We start from the raw sequence: 21,631 nt of genomic DNA, 5'->3' as shown, positions 1-21,631 counted from the left end.
TTGAGGAGGTCTTCTTATGAAAGGCATTATTCTAGCTGGTGGTAGTGGAACAAGATTGTATCCATTGACCAAAGTAACAAGTAAACAATTACTACCTATTTATGATAAACCAATGATTTATTATCCAATGAGCATTTTAATGAATGCAGGTATTCGTGAAATTTTAATTATTTCAACGCCAGATGATACGCCTCGTTTTCAAGAATTGTTAGGGGATGGTCATGATTTTGGTGTGGAATTATCTTATAAAGTACAACCTTCTCCGGATGGTTTGGCACAAGCTTTTATCTTAGGTGAAGAATTTATTGGGGATGACAGTGTCGCTATGATCTTAGGTGACAACATTTTCCATGGACATGGTTTGACAAAACGTTTGCGTGCCGCAGCTAAAAAAGAAGTGGGTGCTACCGTGTTTGGATATTATGTCGAAGATCCGGAACGTTTTGGCGTCGTAGAATTTGATAATAATGGAAAAGCCGTATCTTTGGAAGAAAAGCCTGCACATCCAAAATCAAATTATGCAGTTACTGGTCTATATTTCTATGATAATAAAGTTGTAGAATATGCGAAAAATTTGAAACCAAGTGCACGTGGTGAATTAGAAATTACCGATTTGAATCGAATTTATCTAGAGAATAATGAATTGAATGTTACTTTACTCGGTGATGGCTTTACTTGGTTGGATACAGGTACCCATGAATCCTTAGTAGATGCAACCAATTTTGTGAAGACCATTGAAGATCATCAACATCGTAAAATTGCTTGTTTGGAAGAGATTGCTTTCAAAAATGGGTGGATCGATCGCAAACAATTGGAAGAAATCTATGAAATTTATAAGAAGAATCAGTATGGTGCGTATTTGAAGAAAATCATGAATCAAGAATATGTAGAACAGGAGTGGGCAGAATAATGAAAGTAACAGAAACAAAAATTCCCGGTGTATTAATCATTGATACCGATGTATTTGGAGATCATCGTGGATGGTTTACGGAAACCTATGAAAAACCAAAATACGAGAAAATCGGTGTAGATGTCACATTTGTCCAAGACAATATGTCTTTTAGCGCAAAGAAGGGAACCCTTCGTGGCTTGCATTGGCAAAATCCGCCTTATGCACAATCCAAATTAGTCAGTTGTATTAAAGGAAAAGTCATTGATGTTGCGGTAGATATTCGTAAGGGAAGTCCTACTTTTGCACAATGGGTCAGTGTCGAGTTGAGTGAAGACAATCATCGTCAATTCTTTATTCCACAAGGTTTTGCCCATGGATTCTTAACGTTAACGGATGACGTAAAGTTCATGTATAAAGTTGATAACGTATACAACAAAGCAAGTGAAGGTGGCATGCGCTATGATGATCCAACTTGTGCTGTGGATTGGGGATCTTTATTAAATGGTATCGAACCTGTATTAAGTGAGAAAGATCAAGTCGGACCAACCTTAGAAGAATCCAACAACCAATTTGTTTATGAAAAGTAAAACCAGATTGTACTGGAATATTACGTGCACAAACATTGCGATAGTATTTGTCGTTATGTGGATCCATCATTATCTATCGAATTCAGGATTGATTCTACCTTTTGGAATGGTCTGCATTATCTTGAATTCCATTCGATATCGCTGGAACGACCAATGGATGCATGGTTTCGATTGGATCATTAAATATCGATATCCCATTGCATTGGTTGTATTCATTGTTTGTGTGTGTTGCCATATTCATGGCTCTGCCATTGGCTGTTATGACATGATTCTTCCAGATCAGACGAAACAATCCATCGTATTTGGAGTTGCGCGTCCTATTCGAGGCGATGAATTCAATGTCCAAACACCTTATTATTTCAGTCAATACTATAATCACTATAAAGAAGTTAGCCATTATATGAGCATAGCTGGCCAAGATATGATCATTGGCTATAATGCGCCCGTATTAAATCTAACATTGATTGGAAAGCCATTCACTTGGGGATATCTAATATTTGGAAATACAATTGGATTATCTTGGTATTGGTGTATGAAAGTCATCTTGTTTCTCTTGATGGTATATGAATTATTGTATGTTTTGATCAAGAATTCGCATTATGCCGTTTTTGGTTCCTTATTGATTGTATTTTCACCTTCTATGCAATGGTGGTTTTGCCCACATATGTATGATGTATTCTTTTGGGCCACCACACTGTTTGTAGTCGGATACTATTTTTTTACAAGTCAAAAAAACTGGCAAAAGATTGGATTTACCCTATTAGCTATTTGTGTATTAACCGGCTTTGTATTGGCTTTGTTCCCATCGTGTCAGATTCCAACGGGCTTGCTCATGCTGGCTTTGTTGATTGTTTGTTTGTATCGAGATCGAAATCAATGGTCTTTTGAAAAAAAGGATGTGATTCGTATTTTCTGTGTTGTGGGCGGTGTAGTTCTGGTATTGGGACACTTTGTCTGGAATGCACAAGATCAAATCAAACTTTTGTACAATACCGTTTATCCTGGAAGACGCATATCTACGGGCGGAAATTATCAACTTTATGATTTGTTTTCGAATTTTCGAACGCTGTTTACGCCGTATCGAGATCCTTCGACTAGTAATTCGCCGGAACTAAGTACATTCAACCATCTAGGGCCATTCTGTATGATTTATTTTCCATATCTATGGTCAAAAATGAATCAAAGTCAAGATACAAAAGATAAACCAGTCGGTATGACTTTATTTGTTGTATTATGCATTGAAATCTTCTTTATGTTGATTGGCTTTTCGGAAACATTTGCGAAGATTACTTTGTTCTCGTATATCAACCGAATGAAAATTGTTTATGGATTTACGGCGACGCTATTCACGATTTGGACAATGTATACGGTATATCAAAACAGGAAGTATTTAGACAAAAAAGTCAATGCGATATATCTTATTGCATTTACAGGTATGATCTTATTTGTAACAAAAGCAATGATCGATCCTGCCTTGATGCGACATACGATCGTATATTATTGTATTGCTTTGGGATTTGTAGGTTTAGGTGCATTTCTTATCTTTTCGTATCAACAAGCATTGATCACGACCTTTCTCGTGTTGATATCGATCACGTCAATGACGGTCAATCCAATCGTTCATGGAACAGCATCAATCTATAATCATGCGTATTCACAATTTATACAAAGCATCGTATCCAAAGATGATAGTTATTGGTTAGTGGCGGATTCTGCTTATTTGCAGAATTTCACGATGGCCAATGGCGCAAAAGTATTAAATGCGGTAAACTTCTATCCGGATTATGGAAAATGGAAGAAAATTGATCCGAAACTAAAAAATGATGCATATTATAATCGATATATACACATGAATTTGACGTTGACCACAGATCAGACCAAATTTCAATTGATCACACCGGATTCGATTCAAATCCAATTGAATGTCAATGACTTAAAAAAATGGCATATCAAATATTTAGTGACCAATGAAGATATTTCTACATTGTTGGCACAAACAGATATTCAATCCAAAAGTTTGTACCAAATTATAGGTGGTGAGAATGTATATCAATTGTCGTATTGAAAGAGAGAAGGAATTGATTATGGATATAAAAGATAAGAAAATTGCTATATTGCTACCTTGTTACAATGAAAGTTTGACCATTGCTAAGGTTGTTCATGATTACAAGGAAGCTTTTCCAAGTGCCGATATTTATGTATATGACAACAATTCAACGGATGGTACCGATGAAATCGCACGACAGGCAGGTGCCATTGTACGATATGAATACCAACAGGGAAAAGGCAATGTCGTACGTAGTATGTTTAAGGACATTGATGCGGATGTCTATGTCATGGCTGATGGAGATGATACCAATCCGCCTGTACCAGAAATGGCACAAATGATCTTGGATGGAAAGTGTGATATGGTCATTGGTGATCGTTTGTCGTCTACGTATTTTACAGAAAATAAACGACCCTTTCATAATACCGGCAATCGTCTAGTTCGTTCTTTGATCAATCATTTATTCAAGGTCAATGTGAAAGATATCATGACAGGAAGTCGGGCATTTAGTTATGCCTTTGTGAAGACATATCCGGTCTTATCGCAAGGTTTTGAAATTGAAACAGAAATGACAATTCATGCTGCTGCTCATCACTTAAGTATGGAAGAAGTTCCAGTTGATTATCGTGATCGTCCGGAAGGTAGTGAATCAAAATTGAATACATTTAGTGATGGTGCCAAAGTATTAAAGACGATTGCACGTTTATTTAAGGAATATAAGCCAAATGTATTTTTTGACATCTTTGCATTAATTTTTTTGCTCATTGCTATTGGTTTTGGAGTGCCTGTATTCCAAGCTTATTTTAGAACTGGCCTTGTTGAAAGATTCCCGACCTTGATCTTTGCTGGTGTGATGTTGATCATAGCCATCTTGCTTTGGATCACTGGTGTCATTTTACAAGTCATTGTTAAAAAGGATCTCCAAATGTTTGAATTGATTTGGATACGGACCAAACGTGAAGAATCTCATTAAACAGTTATTTCGTTTTGGCATTGTCGGGGGTATTGCTTTTCTGATTGATTATTCGGTATTATTTATTTGTACAGAATATTTAGGCATCTATTATTTAATATCCTCATTTATTTCATTTACAGTATCAACTGTTTTTAATTACATCGCAAGTGTACGATGGGTATTTGATGTCGACCAGAAAAAAAGCCAAGGACGAAACTTTGTATTATTTATTGTATTTAGTGTGATTGGATTAGGAATCAATCAATGTATCATGTGGTTTGGTGTGGAAAAATTAGATCTTTACTATATGTTAGTAAAGATTGGTGCAACAGCCATTGTCATGGTATTTAATTTTGTGACGAGAAAAATGTTTTTGGAGTAGGTGATGATGTGAAGAAATTACAATATTTGTTATCATTTGCGATTCTGCTTTTTGGGATATGTTTTATTGGAATTGTTCTCCTTTTTTCAAGTTATAAGTTTACAAACATAAATAAAATACAACAACATGCCATTGAGTCGGTAGCTATTATTGATTCAGAGGGTTTATATCCATCTGATTATATATCGGGTACGACACGTGATAATTTTACTGATTATTTAATGTTTCGAACCGCAGCCTATGAGCAACAACCAGATGAATCGAATTTAAGAAAGGCAATGGGATGTTATCGATTGAATGCAAAAGAGAATATGTCTGCAACAAACGTGTTGACATTGACGAATCAAAAACAATTCTCAAAATTAAAAAAGCTTGATTATGCTAGATATTGGCACGGATATTTGATTTTTTTGAAACCATTATTAGTCTTTCTGAACTATACTGAAATTCGTGTTGTATTGCTGTTATTCATTTTTTTGTTGCTATCTGCAATTGTGGTGCAGATGATGCGATTTCACTTAAAACAATATATTGTACCTTTTTTATTAGCATTATTATCGTTGAATATTCAATTAATTTATAAATCGTTACAATATTCAACGGTAATAACACCAACACTATTTTTCATTTATTTACTGATTAAATATAAAGATAAAATAGTAGACACGAAATATGCTTTTTATTTATTATTTATTTTAGGGACAGTAATTAACTTTTTCGATTTACTTACCTATCCAATTGTAAGTTTGGGATTTATTTTATGTTTCTATCTTATATTAAGTGAAAAAGAAAAGATTGGCTTATTTTTTGATACTTTTCGATTAAGTTTGGCATGGTTATTTGGATATGCAGGAATGTGGTTGATGAAATGGACAGCCGCATCCATCATTTTAAAGCAAAATATATACAAAGAGGCACTCCAAGCAATTGTATTTCGAACAGCTACTAAATTAGGAGACATAAAAATCACGTATGGAAATGTTGTATCTCTAAATGTGGGACAAATTTCTAATATTCTGAAATTTATAATTTTTGTATATGTAATTAAGAAGTTAATTGAAATAATAATTCTATTAATTCAAGCTACAAAAAAAGATAGTTGGAAGATAAGTTGGAATTGTATGATATTTCTTGTAATAGCTTTGTATCCATTTGTTTGGTACTTTGTTTTAAAAAATCATTCGTATATTCATAATTTCTTTACGTACCGTAATTTATCAATTACCGTTTTATCTTTACTTTTTTTATTACAATTTGCTTTAAATGCAATTAAAAATACAATCAAGGAGGAAAACACATGAAATTTTTAGTAACTGGTGGAGCTGGATTTATTGGTGGTAACTTTATGCATTATATGGTCAATACATATCCAGAAGATGAATTTGTGAATTTGGATAAGTTGACCTATGCAGGAAATTTGGAAACTTGTAAACCCATTGAAGATAAACCCAATTATAAATTTGTGAAAGGTGATATTGCCGATCGTGATTTTATCTTTCAATTGTTTGAAAAAGAGCATTTTGATGTTGTTGTGAACTTTGCAGCGGAATCTCATGTCGATCGTAGTATTGAAGACCCTGAAATCTTTGTAAAGACCAATGTGATGGGAACCACTACATTATTGGATGCTTGTGTAAAATATGGTATCAAACGATATCATCAAGTGTCTACGGATGAAGTTTATGGTGATTTACCTTTGGATCGTCCGGATTTATTCTTTACGGAAGAAACGCCAATTCATACTTCCAGTCCATATTCTTCGGCAAAAGCAAGTGCAGACTTGTTTGTATTGGCTTATCATCGCACATATGGTTTACCAGTTACAATTAGTCGTTGCTCGAATAACTATGGACCTTATCATTTCCCAGAAAAATTGATTCCATTGATCATTTCACGTGCTTTGAATGATGAAACCATTCCTGTATATGGAACGGGAGAAAATGTGCGTGATTGGTTGCATGTCTATGATCATTGTACGGCCATTGATTTGATCATTCGTAAGGGAAGAGATGGCGAAGTATACAATGTGGGTGGACACAATGAGCGTACAAACCTACAAGTTGTGAAAACGGTATTGCATGCATTGAATAAGCCAGAAAGCTTAATTACATTTGTTGCAGATCGAAAAGGTCATGATCTTCGTTATGCCATGGATCCAACCAAATTAGAAACTGAATTGGGATGGAAACCAAAATATACATTTGATACTGGTATCCCACAAACCATTCAATGGTATTTGGATAATAAAGAATGGTGGGAAAACATCATTAGTGGTGAGTATCAAAACTATTTCCAAAAAATGTATGTGGATAAAGGAAGAGCAGAAGAATAATGAAAGTATTAGTAACAGGTGTAGCTGGTCAATTAGGCCATGATGTCATGAATGAATTGGCATCACGCAATTTAGAAGGATATGGTACGGATCTTGCAGAAACATATGCAGGCATTCAAGATGGAACCAGTGTTTGTCGTGCACCGTATGTATCTTTAGATATTACAGATGCACAAGCCGTTCAAACAGTGATGGATGAAGTGCATCCAGATGCCGTTGTGCATTGTGCAGCATGGACAGCCGTTGATAAAGCGGAAGATATGCCAGATGTCGTTCGTAAAGTGAATGCAGAAGGTACGAAGAATATTGTGGATGCTTGTAAAAAACAGGATATTCCCGTGATGTACTTTTCAACGGATTATGTATTCAATGGTGAAGGAACCAATCCTTGGATGGAATATGGACACCGTGAACCATTGAATGTGTATGGACAAACCAAATATGAAGGGGAATTAGCTGTTGAAAGTTATCCAAAACATTTTATCATTCGAATTTCTTGGGTATTTGGAAAGAATGGAAATAATTTTATCAAAACGATGTTGCGTTTAGGGAAAGAGCGTGGTGCCGTCAGTGTTGTCAATGATCAAATTGGTATGGTTACCTATACTTACGATTTAGCTCGTTTAGTGGTAGATATGATTCAAACGAAAGAATATGGAACCTATCATGCAACCAATTCCGGTGATTTTATTAGTTGGTATGATTTTGCCAAAGAAATCTTTAAACAAGCCGGTATGGATGTACCAGTAACCCCAGTGGATAGTAGTGCATTCCCAGCCAAAGCCAAACGCCCTAAGAATAGTCGTATGAATCAAACCGAATTGGACAAACACGGATTTACACGTTTGCCTGATTGGCATGATGCATTGGCACGATATTTAAAAGAACTGAAGGATTAATGAAAAAGGTCAGTAAAAAATGGTTTACTGACCTTTCGTTATGTAATTTTCATAAATCGAAGCTGGATTTTTACAGGCATTGTAAAAAAATAACGTATCATTTAAAATAATGTACAAATACTAAAGAAATAAAAGGATTGCAATGGAGTAATAAAAATGGATAGTGGATATAATTTAAAAAAAATACAAGAAATTGAATTAGAAATATTAGATGAAATCATTCGTATTTGTGATAAATATCAAATAAAGTATGACTTGGAAGGTGGCAGTTGTATTGGTGCCGTTCGTCATAGTGGTATGATTCCTTGGGATGATGATATTGACTTAGGTATGTTACGTAGTGAATACGATCGTTTTGTTGCTGTTTGCAAAAAAGAATTGGATGCATCTCGTTTTCTTTTTCAGGATATGAATACAGATCCCAATTGTGGATTGATTTTTGGAAAAGTTCGTCGAAAAGATACGATCCTCAGTGAGACTTATTCACATCAGCTTTCTTTTCATCAGGGTGTTTGGGTCGATATCTTTGCATATGATAATGTTGTGGATGATGATTCACAACGTATGAAAGAAAGAAAAAAAATAAAACGGTTACAAAATTTATACATCATTCGTTGTGGATATAAGTGTCCAGAAGGTGCTTCACGAGTGGAAAAACTAGGATATTTTTTGATAAAACCCTTTACCTATCTTTTTAGTTATAACTATTATGTTACTCATTTAAATCAAAGAATGAGAAAACATAATACTGAATCTTGTTCATATGTTTTTAACTATGGTGGTGCCTATCCAGACAAAGGTTTATTTTCAAAAACATTATTTACAAATTTGATCAATCATGAATTCAATGGTCGTCAAGTAAAGATATTTAAAGATTATGACTTATATTTAACCCAATTATTTGGTGATTATATGCAATTGCCACCAAAAGAGAAACGAAATGGTGGTAGTCATATTGTTTTTCAGTTTCAAGACAATCGAAACACAAGGTCATCATGAAATGACCTAGTGTTGAAGAATATATATAAAAGTGTTAAAGTAACCGAGTAAAAGTTGAGGATATATATGCAAGAAAAGTTCATTTTTTCTTATTTAAACAAAGATCAAAACGGTTTGTTTCGTGATTTGACATTGACGGCTAACCAATCGCTTATTGAGTTTTGGCCGTCTCATAAACAATTTAAACATTCCTATCAGAACATTATAAAAGATATATTCTTGAGCAAAAAAATCAATTCTTTCGTGACCATGCCATTCCAGTCTTTTTTTTATTACCTTGATAAGTATCCATTCACTTCATCTACAATTTATCATGTCATCATTCCGTCATCGAGTATTTGTTATTATTCAATGAATTATCTAGAAAAATTGAAACAAAAATATGAGAATGTATTTTTATATGCTCTTTTGACCGATTCATTAGAGGCGAATTCACCACATTTGAATTATGTCAGAGATAAATTATCTTCAAATGTTTGGGCTAAAGTTTTGACATATGATAAATATGATGCTAAGAAATATGGATTTACTTGGTTCGGTTATACATACTATTCATCCTTTGATTTTGTATCACCTTCACAACAAACATCTGATTTATATTTTGTGGGATATGATAAAGGAAATCGAGCATCTTTGATTGGTAAAATATTTGATACATTAGAATCACAAGGTGTAGATTGTAATTTTAAAATGGTATCGAATCATGCGGATACATTTGTAAATGGATCTCAATTGGCTTATACAAGAAAGAAGCAAACATATCCTGAAGTCGTTGCTGATGTCAAATCGAGCAAGTGTATTTTAGAAGTTTTACAAGAACATCAACAAGCGCAATCGATACGATATTTTGAAGCTATTGTGTATAATAAAAAACTATTAACAAATAATGTACATATTAAAGAATTACCTTATTATGATCCTCGATATATGTATTATTTTCAATCGGTGGATGATATTGATCCATGTTGGATAAAATCCGATTATACAGTAGACTATAAGTATCATGGTGAGTTTTCACCTGTGCACTTAGTTGATTTTATTAAACAATTAGAAAAGGAGAAAGTATGAATTATGCCATCATTTTAGCCGGCGGAGTTGGTCAGCGAATGCGAACGTCGGGGTTGCCAAAACAATTTTTAAAAGTTTTTGGGAAACCGGTCATCATCTATACATTAGAAAAATTTGAAATGTGTAAGGACATTGATAAAATTATTATTTCTTGCAATGTAAATTGGTTAGAATATATGCAGGAATTAGTAGATACATATCAATTAAAAAAAGTAATTTCTATTATTCCAGGTGGAAAAGATCGTCAAGGCAGTATTGAAAATGGATTGCGAGAAATCGAAAAGAATGGTGGAATCAATACCGACATTGTGGTCATTCATGATGGGGTACGACCATTGATTGAAATGTCGATCATTTCTGAAAACGTTCGTGTTGCCAAAAAATATGGCAGTGCCATGACCGTAAAACCGGTCATAGAATCGGTTGTTATCACAAATAAAGATACAGCTACTTTTAAAGATTTTAAAAAGCGAGATGATACATATAGTTTAACATCGCCACAAACGTTTCAATTGTGTCAATTAAAAGATGCTTATCAACATATGGTCAAAGAAAATGTAGAATTTCCTATATTAGATGCGGCACTGGCATATACCTATTTGGGAAATTCTATCCATATCGTTAAAGAGAACAACAATAATATAAAAATCACAACACCAGAAGATTATTATATCTTAAAAGCTATGTTGGAATTGGAAGAAAACAAATATGTTTTTGGAATTTAGGAGGATATATGGAAAAAAGAGATTTAGATATTATTCTGAATAGCCCAGTAAATTGGCGCATGTATCAAGACAAAACAATTTTGGTCACGGGTGCAACCGGTCGTTTAGGACGCTATATCGTCGAAACCTTGGTTGATGTGGATCTAAGGTATAACTTGAACTTGCGTGTAGTTGGTTTAGCACGGTCTAAAGAAAAATCACAAATGGTTTTTGGAAATTTATTAGAATTTCCAAATGTATCTTTTTTGTATCAAGATGTGAATACACCGATTGATTTTGATAGCGATATACATTTTATTTTCCATACAGCTGGACCGGCAGCGCCAAGAGATTTTAAAGAGAATGCTGTTGAAACTTTATGGGCACATGTAAATGGCACTCATAATGTTCTTGAATGCGCAAAGACGCATCATACGGAAAGAGTCTTTTATATTTCAACGGTTGAAACATATGGTGAATGGAAAGAAGAAAGAAATATTACTGAAGAAGACATGGGACCTTTACGCAATTTGAATGCTCGCGCATGTTATCCAGAAGCTAAACGTCTTTGTGAAACAATGTTGGCTTCTTATAAAGAGGAATACAACGTAGATTTTTGTGGCGTGCATTTCTCACATACTTTGGGGCCTGGTATCGTATTAGATGATGGACGAGCTTTTGCCGAATTCTTACAAAATGCGTTACGTGGGGAAGATATTGTTCTTCATTCGGATGGCAGTGCGATGCGAACATATACGTATGTTGCCGATGCTATGAATGCTGTATTCTTAATTATGGAAAGAGGCGAAAGCATTCTCTATAACGTAGGTGCCGAAGAAAATTTAATCAGTATCCGTGATTTAGCCCATTTGATTGCAAATTTATCTCCATCCGAAAAGACACAGGTGAAGTTTTCCGAAGAAGCAAGCAAAATGCCATATTTACCTTTTAAACTTGCCATTATGGATACATCTAAGGTACGTGACTTGGGATGGCGTCCACAAGTTGATAATGAACATATGTTTAAGTGGACATTGGAGTCTTTTCTATAATGTATAGTGTAGCTGTTTTAATGAGCACATATAATGGCGCTGCATTTATTGAAGAACAGATTGAAAGTATATTTCAACAAAAAGACGTAAAAGTTACACTTTTTGTGCGTGATGATGGATCCAATGATGATACCATTGCGATAGTTCAAAAATATCAGCAAGACCATCCCATCACAATTTTACCATTTGATCAAAATGTGGGACCTGGCATGAGTTTCATGAAATTGTTATTTCATGTGATGGGAACCGAAAAGAATTTTGATTATTACGCTTTTTCGGATCAAGATGATATTTGGTTACCAGAAAAATTGATACGTGGCATTGAAAAAATAGGAAAGGGTCCTACTTTATATTGTTCCAATCAATGGTTGTATTGTGATGGAAAAAAAGAACAATTACGTTATGATTTTATTCCGGATCAAACACTAGTTGGCCATATTTCAAAAAATGATTTTTCAGGGTGCACCATGATCATGAATCGTTCGATGGCTCAATGTGTAGTTTCCATTCCTTGTCCACCAAAAAGTCTATTGGATCATCGTATGCATGATGCCTGGATTGCGCTAATCGCTATATTGGTTGGTCAACTCGTTTATGATCCAAGATCCTATATTTTATATCGTATCCATTCCAATAATACAGTTGGCATTCAGAAAAGTTCTTTGAGTGAGCGAATTAAAGATGTAACTGGAATGCATACAAATAAATCAAAGTATCGAAACATTCGAAGCAATACGGCCAAGCAACTATTAAAAGGAGATTTGTGTTATAAACAAGAAGATAAAGAATTATTGTATTTATTAGCAAATTATCAAGCCGATTGGAAAATTAAAAATCAGTTGTTAAGAATAAAGTCCATTTATCAAAAAAGTGGCGAGTCATCGATTGTATATAAAATGAAAGTTCTAGCAAATATCATTTAATAGTGGGAGGAATACCTTGCAACAAAAAAAGTCGATTCAAGTAAATGCTGTATTGAATATCATTAAGCAATGTTGTGTTATTGTTTTTCCTCTTATTACTTTTTCTTATATTACCCGTGTATTGGGAAGTGGAAACTTAGGAAGATATAGTTTTTCCGATTCGGTGATTCAATATATCATTGCCTTAGCTAGTTTAGGCATACCAACATATGCCATTCGGGAAGTATCACGAGTGCGTAAAGACCCAGTACAAATGAAGAAGTTGACCGATGAACTTTTTTCAATCAATGTCATCATGATGATTTTGTCTTTGGTGTTGTTATTCTTATTAACAAAATTTATCCCAAGATTGAATCGTGAATCTGTTTTATTGGCCATTCTATCTATTAATGTGATTTCGAGTACCCTCGGACGAGACTGGATCAATAATGTATTTGAAGATTTTTTCTATTTGACTTTACGATATATCATTATTCAAACCGTTTCGATGATCTTTATACTAACCTTAGTAAAAACAAAAAATGATTTAATTCTATATACGTGGATCATGGCATTCTCATATTCTTTCAATTATATTTTGAATATTTTTTATACACGAAAATATATATCCTATGGATTTACATTTCATTTAAATTTAAAGACACATTTAAAGCCCATTATTTATTTGTTTTGTATTACCATTGCAGGCATGATCTATGTGAAATCAGATATCATCATTCTTGGTTTTTTTCGACCAGATAGTGAAGTCGGTGTATATTCGATTGCTTCCAATGTATATTCAGTCATCAAATCCCTTCTAAATGCTGTTATTATTGTGGCCATTCCAAGAATATCTGCATACTTGGGCGACAATGATAGAAAGAATTATATGTCCTTATTAAGTGGATTGCGAAATGTACTGTATGTATTTATTATCCCTAGTATCATCGGACTGTTCTTTTTGAGTAAGGATATTCTTTCTATTTTGGCACCAAATTCATTTGCGTATGGATATATCTCACTTCGTATCCTTTGTTTTGCATTATTTTTTGCGGTATTTGGATGTTTTTATTCACAAGCTGTTTTAGTTCCAAATCGAAACGAAAGAAGCTTCTTTTATGCAACCATCATCTCTGCCATTGCGAATATTGGTTTGAATTTTATCTTGATTCCTTTATGGGGACTGAATGGGGCAGCGATTACTACTGTTTTGGCAGAAGGAATAGTCGTCCTCATTTGTAAGCGAAGTTCGATGGATTTGACAGATCAATTTCGAACGATGAAAATAATTCCTGTTTTGTTGGGCTGTGCGAGTATTATGGTGATTTGTTATTTCTGTCAAGCATGTATTGGCTCACTCATTCTTCGTATCTTATTTTCGGTTATTTTTTCTGTTTTATCCTATGGACTTATTTTACTGATGGGTAAAAATGAAGTGGCTATTTCCGGTTTGAAAATGATTCAAGCAAAATTAAAAAGTAAACAGAGATAGATGTATTTAGCTGGAATTATTCATTTGGAATGTTTAACCTATGCTATACTATAGATGCATTAGGAGGAATTCTTATGAAGTGCATGCATTGTGGTCATGAACTCAATGGAAATGAAAAGTTTTGTCCCAATTGTGGACAACCTGTAGATATACAAGTAGAAAAAACGGTTGAAGAACAAAATTGGTATTTTGTCGAAAATAATGAGTCCAAAGGCCCTTTTACGGAATCGCAAATGAAAGAATTTTATGATGTGGGACGGATCAACGAGTTGACCTATGTATGGCATGATGGACAATCGGATTGGGAATCCCTAAAAGCTTCAAGTTTATCTTTTGGCGAATCGCAGGAAACAAAAGTGGATGGATGGTTTTTCATCGATCTTCACCAAAACCAGCATGGCCCTTATACAAAGGCGCAAATGAATGGTTTTTTAGCCAATAATACCATTGGTGCCAATACCTATGTTTGGCGGGAAGGCATGGCGGATTGGGACACCTTAAATCATACCGAATTGTATAGTCGATCCATGTATCCGCAAATACAAACCAATGGATCCGCATGGATCAAGCATCGAAGCATTCTTTCTTGTATCTTGTTTAGTATTTTTACTTGTGGTATCTATGCCATTTATTGGCAATACAGCATTGCTCGGGATACGAATATCCTGCTTCGGTCCAATGGCTATCAAGAAGGAACAAGCCCGGCACAAGTTGTCATTTTTTCCATGATCACCTTTGGTATATATGGTATTTATTTTGTATATAAAGTGGCAAAAAACATGAATCAAATCGATGAAATGTATGACAACAATGCCATATTGTATGTGATCTTAAGCATATTCGGACTATCCATTGTGGCCTATGCGATCATTCAGGATAATATCAATCGTATGATAGATGCATAATCTATCCTTGACAATATGATTCACTGTTCTATAATATTGAGGTAAATCAGATGAAGATAGAGGCAGCGATGCGTCAGAGTATGAAATGGAGTTGGCAGACGGTGAAGTTTCAGAAAGGTAATCATCGCCGAAAGAAATAAAATGGCAATTTTATTTCTTGGGGTTCTAAGAAATACTTAGTTCACTCCTTCGTTGCAGAAGAGGCGTTATCTGAAAGCAAGGCATGTAGGCTATGTGAAGATAACACATAGCCTTTTTTCTTCATTTGTAGAAAAAGGAGAGAGAGAAATGAAAAAATTATTAACGGCAATCGCGGTCGCATCCTTAAGCATGTCTTTGGTGGGTTGTGGCAGTGGTTCTTCCAATTCAAGTGCAGATTCAGACACATTTACAGTAGGTATGGAATGCAACTATGCACCATTTAACTGGCAACAAAGTAAGAAATCATCTACAGCTTCCAAACTAGGCAGTGGAGCTGGTTATTGTGATGGTTATGATGTTGTCATGTCTCGTAAAATTGCGAAGAAATTAGGTAAGAAATTGGTGGTAAAGAAGATCAGTTGGGATGGTTTACAACCAGCCGTTGAATCGGGTGAAATTGATGCCATCGTTGCCGGTATGACTGCCAATAAGAAGCGTGAAAAAGGAATCGATTTTACAACACCTTATTATCAAAGTGAAACCGTCATGATCGTTCGTGCAAATAGTGAACAAGCCGGTTATACGAGTATTCAACAGTTCTCTGGACAAAAAGTCATGGGACAAAAGAATACAAACTATGATACGATTATTGATCAGATCAATGGCGTAAAACACGAGACACCAAAAGCAACGTATCCAGAATTGGTGGTTGCTCTACAAAATGGTGATGCCGATGGTATTCCAGCTGAATTACCAGTTGCCAATGGTATCGTATCTGCCAACCCAGATTTGACCATTGTACATTTTGCTGATGGTCAAGGATTTGATAATGATACATCTGTATCCATTGGTTTAAAGAATGGAACACGTAAAACAAAATACTTCAAGAAAGTGCAGAAAGCTTTGGATTCTATCTCTCAAGAAGAGCGAATGAAATTGATGGAAGATGCTGTTAAGCGTGCACCTACAGAAGACTAATAAAGTGAGGAGTAGATAGAATGCAAATTGATTTTGCGTATGCATGGCAAACATTAGTGAATTCATGGCCCATGTTTGCTTACGGAATTCGTTTAACAATGGAATTTGCCATTGTCGGAACTTTAGTGGGTTTACTTTTAGGATTGGTGGTTGGTGCCATCCACGCGGTCGAAATTGACCCTTTTGATAAACCTGTTACCCGATTTTTCAAACATCTTGGTCACATTATCACCGGTTTATATGTTTGGGTATTCCGTGGAACGCCAATGATGGTACAAGCCGTATTCTTGTATTATTTATTAAAACCAGCTTTGGGATGGACAGGCTTTACGGCTGGTATGTTTATCATTTCTATCAATACGGGTGCCTATATGGCTGAAATCATTCGTTCAGGTATTCAATCCATTGATAAAGGCCAAACAGAAGCTGCTAAATCTATTGGTATGACCAATACGCAAACGATGATGCAGATCATCTTCCCACAAGCCATCAAAAATACCTTTCCGGCACTTGGTAATCAATTGATTGTCAATATCAAGGATAGTTGTATGTTGAATGCCATTGCCGTTACGGAACTTTACTTCCAAGCCACTTCGATTGCCGGATCCAACATGCGTTATATTGAAGTCTATATGGTAACTGCTATTCTCTATTTGATTCTAACCACTATTGCAACGATCATCTTGAACTATGTCGAAAAGAAAATAAATCACACCGACAAAGTGTCCTTTAAAGCCAATGTCTAGGAGGAATCAAAATGAGTGATACAGTTATTAAAATTGAACATCTACAAAAACACTTTGGTAAACTCCAAGTATTGAATGATATCAACTTCCAAATCACCAAGGGACAAGTCGTGACGATCATTGGTTCATCGGGATCGGGTAAGAGTACGATGCTTCGTTGCATCAACTTATTGGAAGTACCTGATGGTGGAAAGATCTATTATGAAGGAAAAGATATCTTAGGTGGTGACTTAGATGTCACGAAATATCGATCCAAAGTATGTATGGTTTTTCAGAGTTTCAATCTTTTCAATAATAAAAATGTTTTGGATAATTGTACCATAGGGCAAATCAAAGTCTTAAAACGCTCCAAAGCCGAAGCCGAAAAGATTGCGATGGAACATCTAAAAACCGTTGGTATGGAATCCTTTGCTCATGCCGCAAGTACAACGCTATCGGGTGGACAAAAACAACGAGTTGCCATTGCCAGGGCTTTGTGTATGAATCCGGATGTCATCTTATTTGATGAACCAACCAGTGCACTGGATCCAGAAATGGTTGGTGGTGTATTGGATGTCATGAAAGATCTAGCCAAAAAAGGAATGACCATGGTCGTGGTTACTCATGAGATGCAATTTGCTCGTGAAGTCAGTGATTATGTCGTTTTCATGGATCAAGGTGTCATTGCCGAAGCAGGAGAACCCGAAGAATTATTTGGCAATCCAAAAGAAGAAAGAACCAAACAATTCTTATCTCGTTATTCCAATCGTTAACGTCGTAGAAATACGACGTTTTTTTGTTATAATGAAAAACGAGAGTGGGGAAGAGATATGAAAAAAGTCGTGTTCTTTATACTTTGTGCATTGGTTTTGAGTGGATGTGGCCCTTACACCAAAGCAGAGAAAGCCCAATTAAAAGCAGCTGGTGTATATGCCCAAGCCAAAGACTGTACGCATACAGATAGTGTGAAAAAAATGCTATCTGGTGATTTTCAGGGTAAATATATTCAAAGTTATTGTGATTTAGATATTTCATCTACATCGGGTGTCAATACGTTGTTAAAAGGCGGCGTACCTACAAAGGTCGTTCAAGCTATGATCAATCGGGAAAATTATCATGGTTCCTTGGCCAAACGATACGCAGCCTACTATAAAAAACAGAAGACCAGTGCGAAACAAACGATCCTGGCTGTGAATACGAATCAAGATTTAGAACCGTATTCAAAAACGATCCTTGTGCATAAAGATACGAATCCAGCTTATCTAGTCAATAAATTCTATGCCTTACCCGAAGGATATGAACCCAGAGATCTAAAGCCCATCCAAAGTGTATGTACAGTAGGAGATACTGGATGCAACAGTGATGAACTCTATTTGCGAAAAGAAGCAAATACCGCTTTTCAAAAAATGGTGAAAGCCGGGAAAAAAGAAAATCTTAAGATCGTTGCGATTTCGGGATATCGTAGTTATGACTATCAATTAAATTTATGGACGACCAATGCCAATACGTATGGACAAGACTATGCCGATGCTTATTTTGCGCGAGCCGGCCAAAGTGAACACAATACTGGACTTGCAGTCGATATTACCTTTAATGATCATCCTTTTAATGAAATTGAAAACTACAAAGGCTATAACTGGATCTTAAAGAATATGCATTCGTATGGATTTATCCTGCGTTATCCCAAAGAGAAAGAAAAGGTAACACGCTACAGCTATGAAAGTTGGCATCTACGCTATGTAGGAAAAAAGGTAGCGAAGACTTGTTTTGAAAAGAATTGGACATTAGAAGAATATTGGGGGAATCAATGAAAAAAATCAACAAAAAGAAAGCACGACGGAATCGTGCCATATTGGTAGGTATCGTTGTGGTATTATGTGTGGGTGTATGGAACCATACCCGCTTGCAGCTGTGGCATGCTGGATATACCTTTAATCAACAAAGTGTCATCCTGCAAAGTGATGATGTATCCCATTACTTGGATACAAAGATTGATATCGATGCATGGGATACCAAGAAAAACCAGCAACATTATTATGACTATGCCACCGTTCATCAACAAACCGGACTTTCGAAAGCCAAGACCATTGCGTATGTCGATGGTGTCTATCAAGTGGTTCCATCCCTGAAAAAACTGGGTTATTCGATGGATACGATTCGTTCGTTGATGAAACAACATATGTCCATCAAAGAATTCAAAGCTTTGGCCAGTAGCAAGGTTTCTTTTACAACAGCTAAACAGTATTTAAAGATCAATGGATTTGTAGCTAAAGATCTAAAAAAATATGTGGCATCTAAGAAAAAGCCATTAGCTGCCATATTATCCATTTCTCATGCGCAGATCAATTCCAAAAATAAGGTGACACGGACTTATAGAATTGCCAATCCTTCGTATTTGACTTTAGTGAAAGATGGCTATGGGATTTCGAAAAACTATGTGCCCAATGATTTAGTTACCGTAAATCTGGCTACGGCTTCTGCGGATACACCGAATAAAATGCGTAAGGCAGCGGCCACGGCTTTAGAAAAAATGGCCAAGGCGGCCAAGAAAAAAGGCTTGGAACTGGTGATCAACAGTGCCTATCGATCGTATGCGCAACAAGAAGAACTTTACAATGAATATCATGCGATGTATGATACCCAAACAGCGGATGATCTCGTTGCCAAACCAGGCTACAGCGAACATCAATTGGGCTTAGGCGTTGATATGACCAGTCAAAGTGTCGTAGATGGAAAGTATTCGACATTTGGTGAAACGAAAGAATATCAATGGATGAAGAAGAATGCCTATAAATACGGTTTTATTCTTCGTTATCCATCTTCCAAAACAAGTATAACGGGTACTTCGAATGAACCATGGCATTATCGTTATGTCGGAAAGAAAGCTGCGAAAGAATGCTATATAAACAATTGGACCTTGGAAGAATATATCTTACATTATGGGTTTGATACCAAAATAATATATGCCGAGTAGAATCTACTCGGCACTTTCTTGTTCATCATCATCGTATTCATCTTCATCGTTTTTCGGTTCGGGTGGATCCATTTTAAAAATAGGTCGAATAGTCATGCCTAACAAAAGATAGCGAACCACATCAAACGCAACATAGAAAATAAAAGTTCGCATCGGATAGGTGGTATCTTGTGCACGCATATAACCAATAAAAGTTGGCAAGTAGAGGCCAATGCGAATCAGCTCACCTAAGATACAAGCTTTGACCAGTTGTTTCGATTTGGGGTGTTCATAATACATGAACAAAACCGGAACGGTCCATAAGATTGCACTAATCAGGCAGGATACAAACATATCATGATTGGCAAAAATATATTGGTAATCGTTGCTCGCAAATAAACTATGAAAGATTTGAATGAGGATCGGGAATAGCCCTAAACTACAATAGACAACGATACCAATACGCACGGCCAGTTTTTGATACGTTAAGGTCTCGACCAAAGCCTCCGATACCTCATCATCAATTTCTTGATGAGGCAATTCCACTTGTGGCTGCTCCATATCTACGACTTGTACGGTATCATCTTCTCCCATATTCAATTGTGAAATGGTTTTCTTTTGTTGCTTGGCAAGGTCTTTGGCAAAACGAGGATCTTCAAAATTCCCATTTTCATCCACTTCAATGATATGATCAAAAAAGACCTTTGCGGAAGGATCGTTTTTTAGATAGCTGCCCGTGCTCCATAAAACTTGGAGCTTTACGATCATACAAACCAATAAAACCAAGTACGAAAGCAAATGGCCCATATCGGTAATGGTTGTAGAAATCGGTACATACAGCAAGACCACCGAAAACGCAAAAGCCAGCCAATAGACATAGCGATAGATTTTTGATCCCGTTGTCAATAAGATAAAGATGACCATATAAATACCGACTTGCGAAAGTAAGATTCCTGATAATAGCACATCAAAGCCATTGGCATCCACTTGTAAAAAAGCGGTATTTAAGGCATAGGCCACACCTATACTATAGGCGATCAAAAAAAGGATCGTGATCAGTAAGCGTCGCTCCACCCGTCTTCGACAATTTCGATAAAGGATCAAATCTTGTTGATTGACATTGTTCATATGAATTATTATATCATATATAGAAATGGAGATAAAATATGAAGCAAACCGTAACAATCCACTGTATCGTCGAAAAAGCCCATTTGGCATCGACCATGAAAAGCGGGTCCTTGGATGTATTAGCGACACCGCAAATGATTGCTTGGATGGAACAAGCTGCCTGTCTGTGTCTGGACTTAGAAGAAGGTCAAACCAGTGTTGGCATTGCGATGAATGTAAGCCATGATGCACCCAGTCCGCTTGGCGCAGAAATTACGATCCAAGCAACCCTCACGGAACAAAAAGGCCGAATCCTTCAATATGATGTTGTGGCTTACCAAGGCCAAACTTGTATTGGCAAAGGCAAACATACACGATGCATTGTCAACAGTGAGAAATTTTTAGCAAAAGTCTACCAATAATGGGACCGTGTGATTCAAAAGAGAACAGAAAAGCACAAAAATAGGTCTAGAATCGCCAAAAATGGCATGTTTTCATAAACTATGGTAGT

Annotated in this window: 22 protein-coding genes and 1 riboswitch; of the genes, 21 read left to right on the top strand and 1 reads right to left on the bottom strand. The window is 35.8% G+C overall.

Translation table 11 applies throughout. The annotated features are described in order from the left end of the window. The first annotated feature begins 16 nt into the window (after positions 1-16). The 20 genes from rfbA (at position 17) to MOZ64_RS06485 (ending at position 20,034) form a co-directional block, all read left to right on the top strand. Positions 17-910, top strand: a complete 894-nt coding sequence (gene rfbA / locus MOZ64_RS06580) for a glucose-1-phosphate thymidylyltransferase RfbA (protein WP_320325789.1) — start codon at positions 17-19, stop codon at positions 908-910. Next, entirely contained in the window at positions 910-1,479 is a 570-nt protein-coding gene (gene rfbC / locus MOZ64_RS06575; RefSeq protein ID WP_173445770.1) for a dTDP-4-dehydrorhamnose 3,5-epimerase, read from the top strand. Before rfbA ends, rfbC begins: the two co-directional genes overlap by 1 nt. A gap of 121 nt (positions 1,480-1,600) precedes the next feature. After that, a complete protein-coding gene (locus MOZ64_RS06570) occupies positions 1,601-3,544 on the top strand; it encodes a DUF7657 domain-containing protein (RefSeq protein ID WP_320325788.1) in 1,944 nt (647 codons plus the stop codon). Positions 3,545-3,563: 19 nt separating this feature from the next. Continuing rightward, the gene (locus MOZ64_RS06565; RefSeq protein ID WP_320325787.1) at positions 3,564-4,499 is read left to right on the top strand and encodes a glycosyltransferase family 2 protein; all 936 of its coding nucleotides are present in this window, start codon (positions 3,564-3,566) and stop codon (positions 4,497-4,499) included. Beyond that, entirely contained in the window at positions 4,483-4,863 is a 381-nt protein-coding gene (locus MOZ64_RS06560; RefSeq protein WP_320325786.1) for a GtrA family protein, read from the top strand. Before MOZ64_RS06565 ends, MOZ64_RS06560 begins: the two co-directional genes overlap by 17 nt. A gap of 8 nt (positions 4,864-4,871) precedes the next feature. Continuing rightward, a complete protein-coding gene (locus MOZ64_RS06555) occupies positions 4,872-6,164 on the top strand; it encodes a hypothetical protein (RefSeq protein ID WP_320325785.1) in 1,293 nt (430 codons plus the stop codon). Next, positions 6,161-7,195: a dTDP-glucose 4,6-dehydratase gene (rfbB, locus tag MOZ64_RS06550; RefSeq protein ID WP_128519543.1), complete on the top strand. Its 1,035-nt coding sequence runs from the start codon at positions 6,161-6,163 to the stop codon at positions 7,193-7,195. Before MOZ64_RS06555 ends, rfbB begins: the two co-directional genes overlap by 4 nt. After that, positions 7,195-8,094 carry a dTDP-4-dehydrorhamnose reductase gene (gene rfbD / locus MOZ64_RS06545; RefSeq protein ID WP_320325784.1) on the top strand — a complete coding sequence of 300 codons (900 nt, stop codon included), beginning with the start codon at positions 7,195-7,197 and terminating at the stop codon, positions 8,092-8,094. Before rfbB ends, rfbD begins: the two co-directional genes overlap by 1 nt. Before the next feature lie 156 nt (positions 8,095-8,250). Continuing rightward, positions 8,251-9,093 (top strand): LicD family protein, encoded by an 843-nt coding sequence (locus MOZ64_RS06540; protein ID WP_320325783.1) that lies wholly within the window; start codon positions 8,251-8,253, stop codon positions 9,091-9,093. A 66-nt stretch (positions 9,094-9,159) separates the two neighbouring features. After that, on the top strand, positions 9,160-10,161 hold the full coding sequence (locus MOZ64_RS06535; protein ID WP_502547942.1) for a WaaS/CpsH family glycosyltransferase: 1,002 nt from the start codon (positions 9,160-9,162) through the stop codon (positions 10,159-10,161). Then, positions 10,158-10,886 (top strand): IspD/TarI family cytidylyltransferase, encoded by a 729-nt coding sequence (locus MOZ64_RS06530; RefSeq protein ID WP_320325781.1) that lies wholly within the window; start codon positions 10,158-10,160, stop codon positions 10,884-10,886. Before MOZ64_RS06535 ends, MOZ64_RS06530 begins: the two co-directional genes overlap by 4 nt. Positions 10,887-10,894: 8 nt before the next feature. Then, the gene (locus MOZ64_RS06525; protein WP_320325780.1) at positions 10,895-11,917 is read left to right on the top strand and encodes an NAD-dependent epimerase/dehydratase family protein; all 1,023 of its coding nucleotides are present in this window, start codon (positions 10,895-10,897) and stop codon (positions 11,915-11,917) included. Continuing rightward, complete coding sequence (locus tag MOZ64_RS06520) at positions 11,917-12,840, top strand: glycosyltransferase (RefSeq protein WP_320325779.1); 924 nt, start codon at positions 11,917-11,919, stop codon at positions 12,838-12,840. The genes MOZ64_RS06525 and MOZ64_RS06520 overlap by 1 nt, the downstream gene beginning before the upstream one ends. Positions 12,841-12,856: 16 nt before the next feature. Further along, positions 12,857-14,311, top strand: coding sequence for a flippase (locus tag MOZ64_RS06515; RefSeq protein ID WP_320325778.1), 1,455 nt, complete (start codon positions 12,857-12,859; stop codon positions 14,309-14,311). Positions 14,312-14,385: 74 nt separating this feature from the next. Continuing rightward, positions 14,386-15,216, top strand: coding sequence for a GYF domain-containing protein (locus MOZ64_RS06510; RefSeq protein WP_320325777.1), 831 nt, complete (start codon positions 14,386-14,388; stop codon positions 15,214-15,216). A 49-nt stretch (positions 15,217-15,265) separates the two neighbouring features. Beyond that, positions 15,266-15,433, top strand: a riboswitch (Lysine riboswitch). 71 nt (positions 15,434-15,504) lie between these two features. Beyond that, positions 15,505-16,335, top strand: a complete 831-nt coding sequence (locus tag MOZ64_RS06505; RefSeq protein WP_128519560.1) for a transporter substrate-binding domain-containing protein — start codon at positions 15,505-15,507, stop codon at positions 16,333-16,335. Between the two features lie 20 nt (positions 16,336-16,355). Next, positions 16,356-17,081 carry an amino acid ABC transporter permease gene (locus tag MOZ64_RS06500; protein ID WP_320325776.1) on the top strand — a complete coding sequence of 242 codons (726 nt, stop codon included), beginning with the start codon at positions 16,356-16,358 and terminating at the stop codon, positions 17,079-17,081. A gap of 11 nt (positions 17,082-17,092) precedes the next feature. Next, positions 17,093-17,833, top strand: coding sequence for an amino acid ABC transporter ATP-binding protein (locus tag MOZ64_RS06495; RefSeq protein ID WP_173445786.1), 741 nt, complete (start codon positions 17,093-17,095; stop codon positions 17,831-17,833). 57 nt (positions 17,834-17,890) lie between these two features. Beyond that, positions 17,891-18,871, top strand: coding sequence for a M15 family metallopeptidase (locus tag MOZ64_RS06490; RefSeq protein ID WP_320325775.1), 981 nt, complete (start codon positions 17,891-17,893; stop codon positions 18,869-18,871). Next, entirely contained in the window at positions 18,868-20,034 is a 1,167-nt protein-coding gene (locus tag MOZ64_RS06485; protein ID WP_320325774.1) for a M15 family metallopeptidase, read from the top strand. The genes MOZ64_RS06490 and MOZ64_RS06485 overlap by 4 nt, the downstream gene beginning before the upstream one ends. A 3-nt stretch (positions 20,035-20,037) precedes the next feature. On the opposite strand, the gene MOZ64_RS06480 is transcribed toward MOZ64_RS06485, so the two are convergent. After that, entirely contained in the window at positions 20,038-21,141 is a 1,104-nt protein-coding gene (locus MOZ64_RS06480; RefSeq protein WP_320325773.1) for a hypothetical protein, read from the bottom strand. A 38-nt stretch (positions 21,142-21,179) separates the two neighbouring features. Here MOZ64_RS06480 and MOZ64_RS06475 point away from each other — a divergent pair, with 38 nt between their 5' ends. Further along, complete coding sequence (locus MOZ64_RS06475; protein ID WP_320325772.1) at positions 21,180-21,542, top strand: thioesterase family protein; 363 nt, start codon at positions 21,180-21,182, stop codon at positions 21,540-21,542. The last annotated feature ends 89 nt before the right edge of the window (positions 21,543-21,631 follow it).

Source organism: Absicoccus intestinalis, assembly GCF_033971885.1.
Lineage (GTDB): Bacteria > Bacillota_I > Bacilli_A > Erysipelotrichales > Erysipelotrichaceae > Absicoccus > Absicoccus intestinalis.
The sequence above is the reverse complement of the archived record's forward strand: the minus strand, read 5'-3'. Positions and strand labels throughout refer to the sequence as shown.

Excerpts from the sequence above, each read along its gene's own strand:
- rfbA (WP_320325789.1), top strand. The coding sequence starts at position 17 with ATGAAAGGCATTATTCTAGCTGGTGGTAGTGGAACAAGATTGTATCCA.
- rfbC (WP_173445770.1), top strand. The coding sequence starts at position 910 with ATGAAAGTAACAGAAACAAAAATTCCCGGTGTATTAATCATTGATACC.
- MOZ64_RS06565 (WP_320325787.1), top strand. The coding sequence starts at position 3,564 with ATGGATATAAAAGATAAGAAAATTGCTATATTGCTACCTTGTTACAAT.
- rfbB (WP_128519543.1), top strand. The coding sequence starts at position 6,161 with ATGAAATTTTTAGTAACTGGTGGAGCTGGATTTATTGGTGGTAACTTT.
- rfbD (WP_320325784.1), top strand. The coding sequence starts at position 7,195 with ATGAAAGTATTAGTAACAGGTGTAGCTGGTCAATTAGGCCATGATGTC.
- MOZ64_RS06540 (WP_320325783.1), top strand. The coding sequence starts at position 8,251 with ATGGATAGTGGATATAATTTAAAAAAAATACAAGAAATTGAATTAGAA.
- MOZ64_RS06535 (WP_502547942.1), top strand. The coding sequence starts at position 9,160 with ATGCAAGAAAAGTTCATTTTTTCTTATTTAAACAAAGATCAAAACGGT.
- MOZ64_RS06530 (WP_320325781.1), top strand. The coding sequence starts at position 10,158 with ATGAATTATGCCATCATTTTAGCCGGCGGAGTTGGTCAGCGAATGCGA.
- MOZ64_RS06525 (WP_320325780.1), top strand. The coding sequence starts at position 10,895 with ATGGAAAAAAGAGATTTAGATATTATTCTGAATAGCCCAGTAAATTGG.
- MOZ64_RS06520 (WP_320325779.1), top strand. The coding sequence starts at position 11,917 with ATGTATAGTGTAGCTGTTTTAATGAGCACATATAATGGCGCTGCATTT.
- MOZ64_RS06510 (WP_320325777.1), top strand. The coding sequence starts at position 14,386 with ATGAAGTGCATGCATTGTGGTCATGAACTCAATGGAAATGAAAAGTTT.
- MOZ64_RS06505 (WP_128519560.1), top strand. The coding sequence starts at position 15,505 with ATGAAAAAATTATTAACGGCAATCGCGGTCGCATCCTTAAGCATGTCT.
- MOZ64_RS06500 (WP_320325776.1), top strand. The coding sequence starts at position 16,356 with ATGCAAATTGATTTTGCGTATGCATGGCAAACATTAGTGAATTCATGG.
- MOZ64_RS06495 (WP_173445786.1), top strand. The coding sequence starts at position 17,093 with ATGAGTGATACAGTTATTAAAATTGAACATCTACAAAAACACTTTGGT.
- MOZ64_RS06490 (WP_320325775.1), top strand. The coding sequence starts at position 17,891 with ATGAAAAAAGTCGTGTTCTTTATACTTTGTGCATTGGTTTTGAGTGGA.
- MOZ64_RS06485 (WP_320325774.1), top strand. The coding sequence starts at position 18,868 with ATGAAAAAAATCAACAAAAAGAAAGCACGACGGAATCGTGCCATATTG.
- MOZ64_RS06480 (WP_320325773.1), bottom strand. The coding sequence starts at position 21,141 with ATGAACAATGTCAATCAACAAGATTTGATCCTTTATCGAAATTGTCGA.
- MOZ64_RS06475 (WP_320325772.1), top strand. The coding sequence starts at position 21,180 with ATGAAGCAAACCGTAACAATCCACTGTATCGTCGAAAAAGCCCATTTG.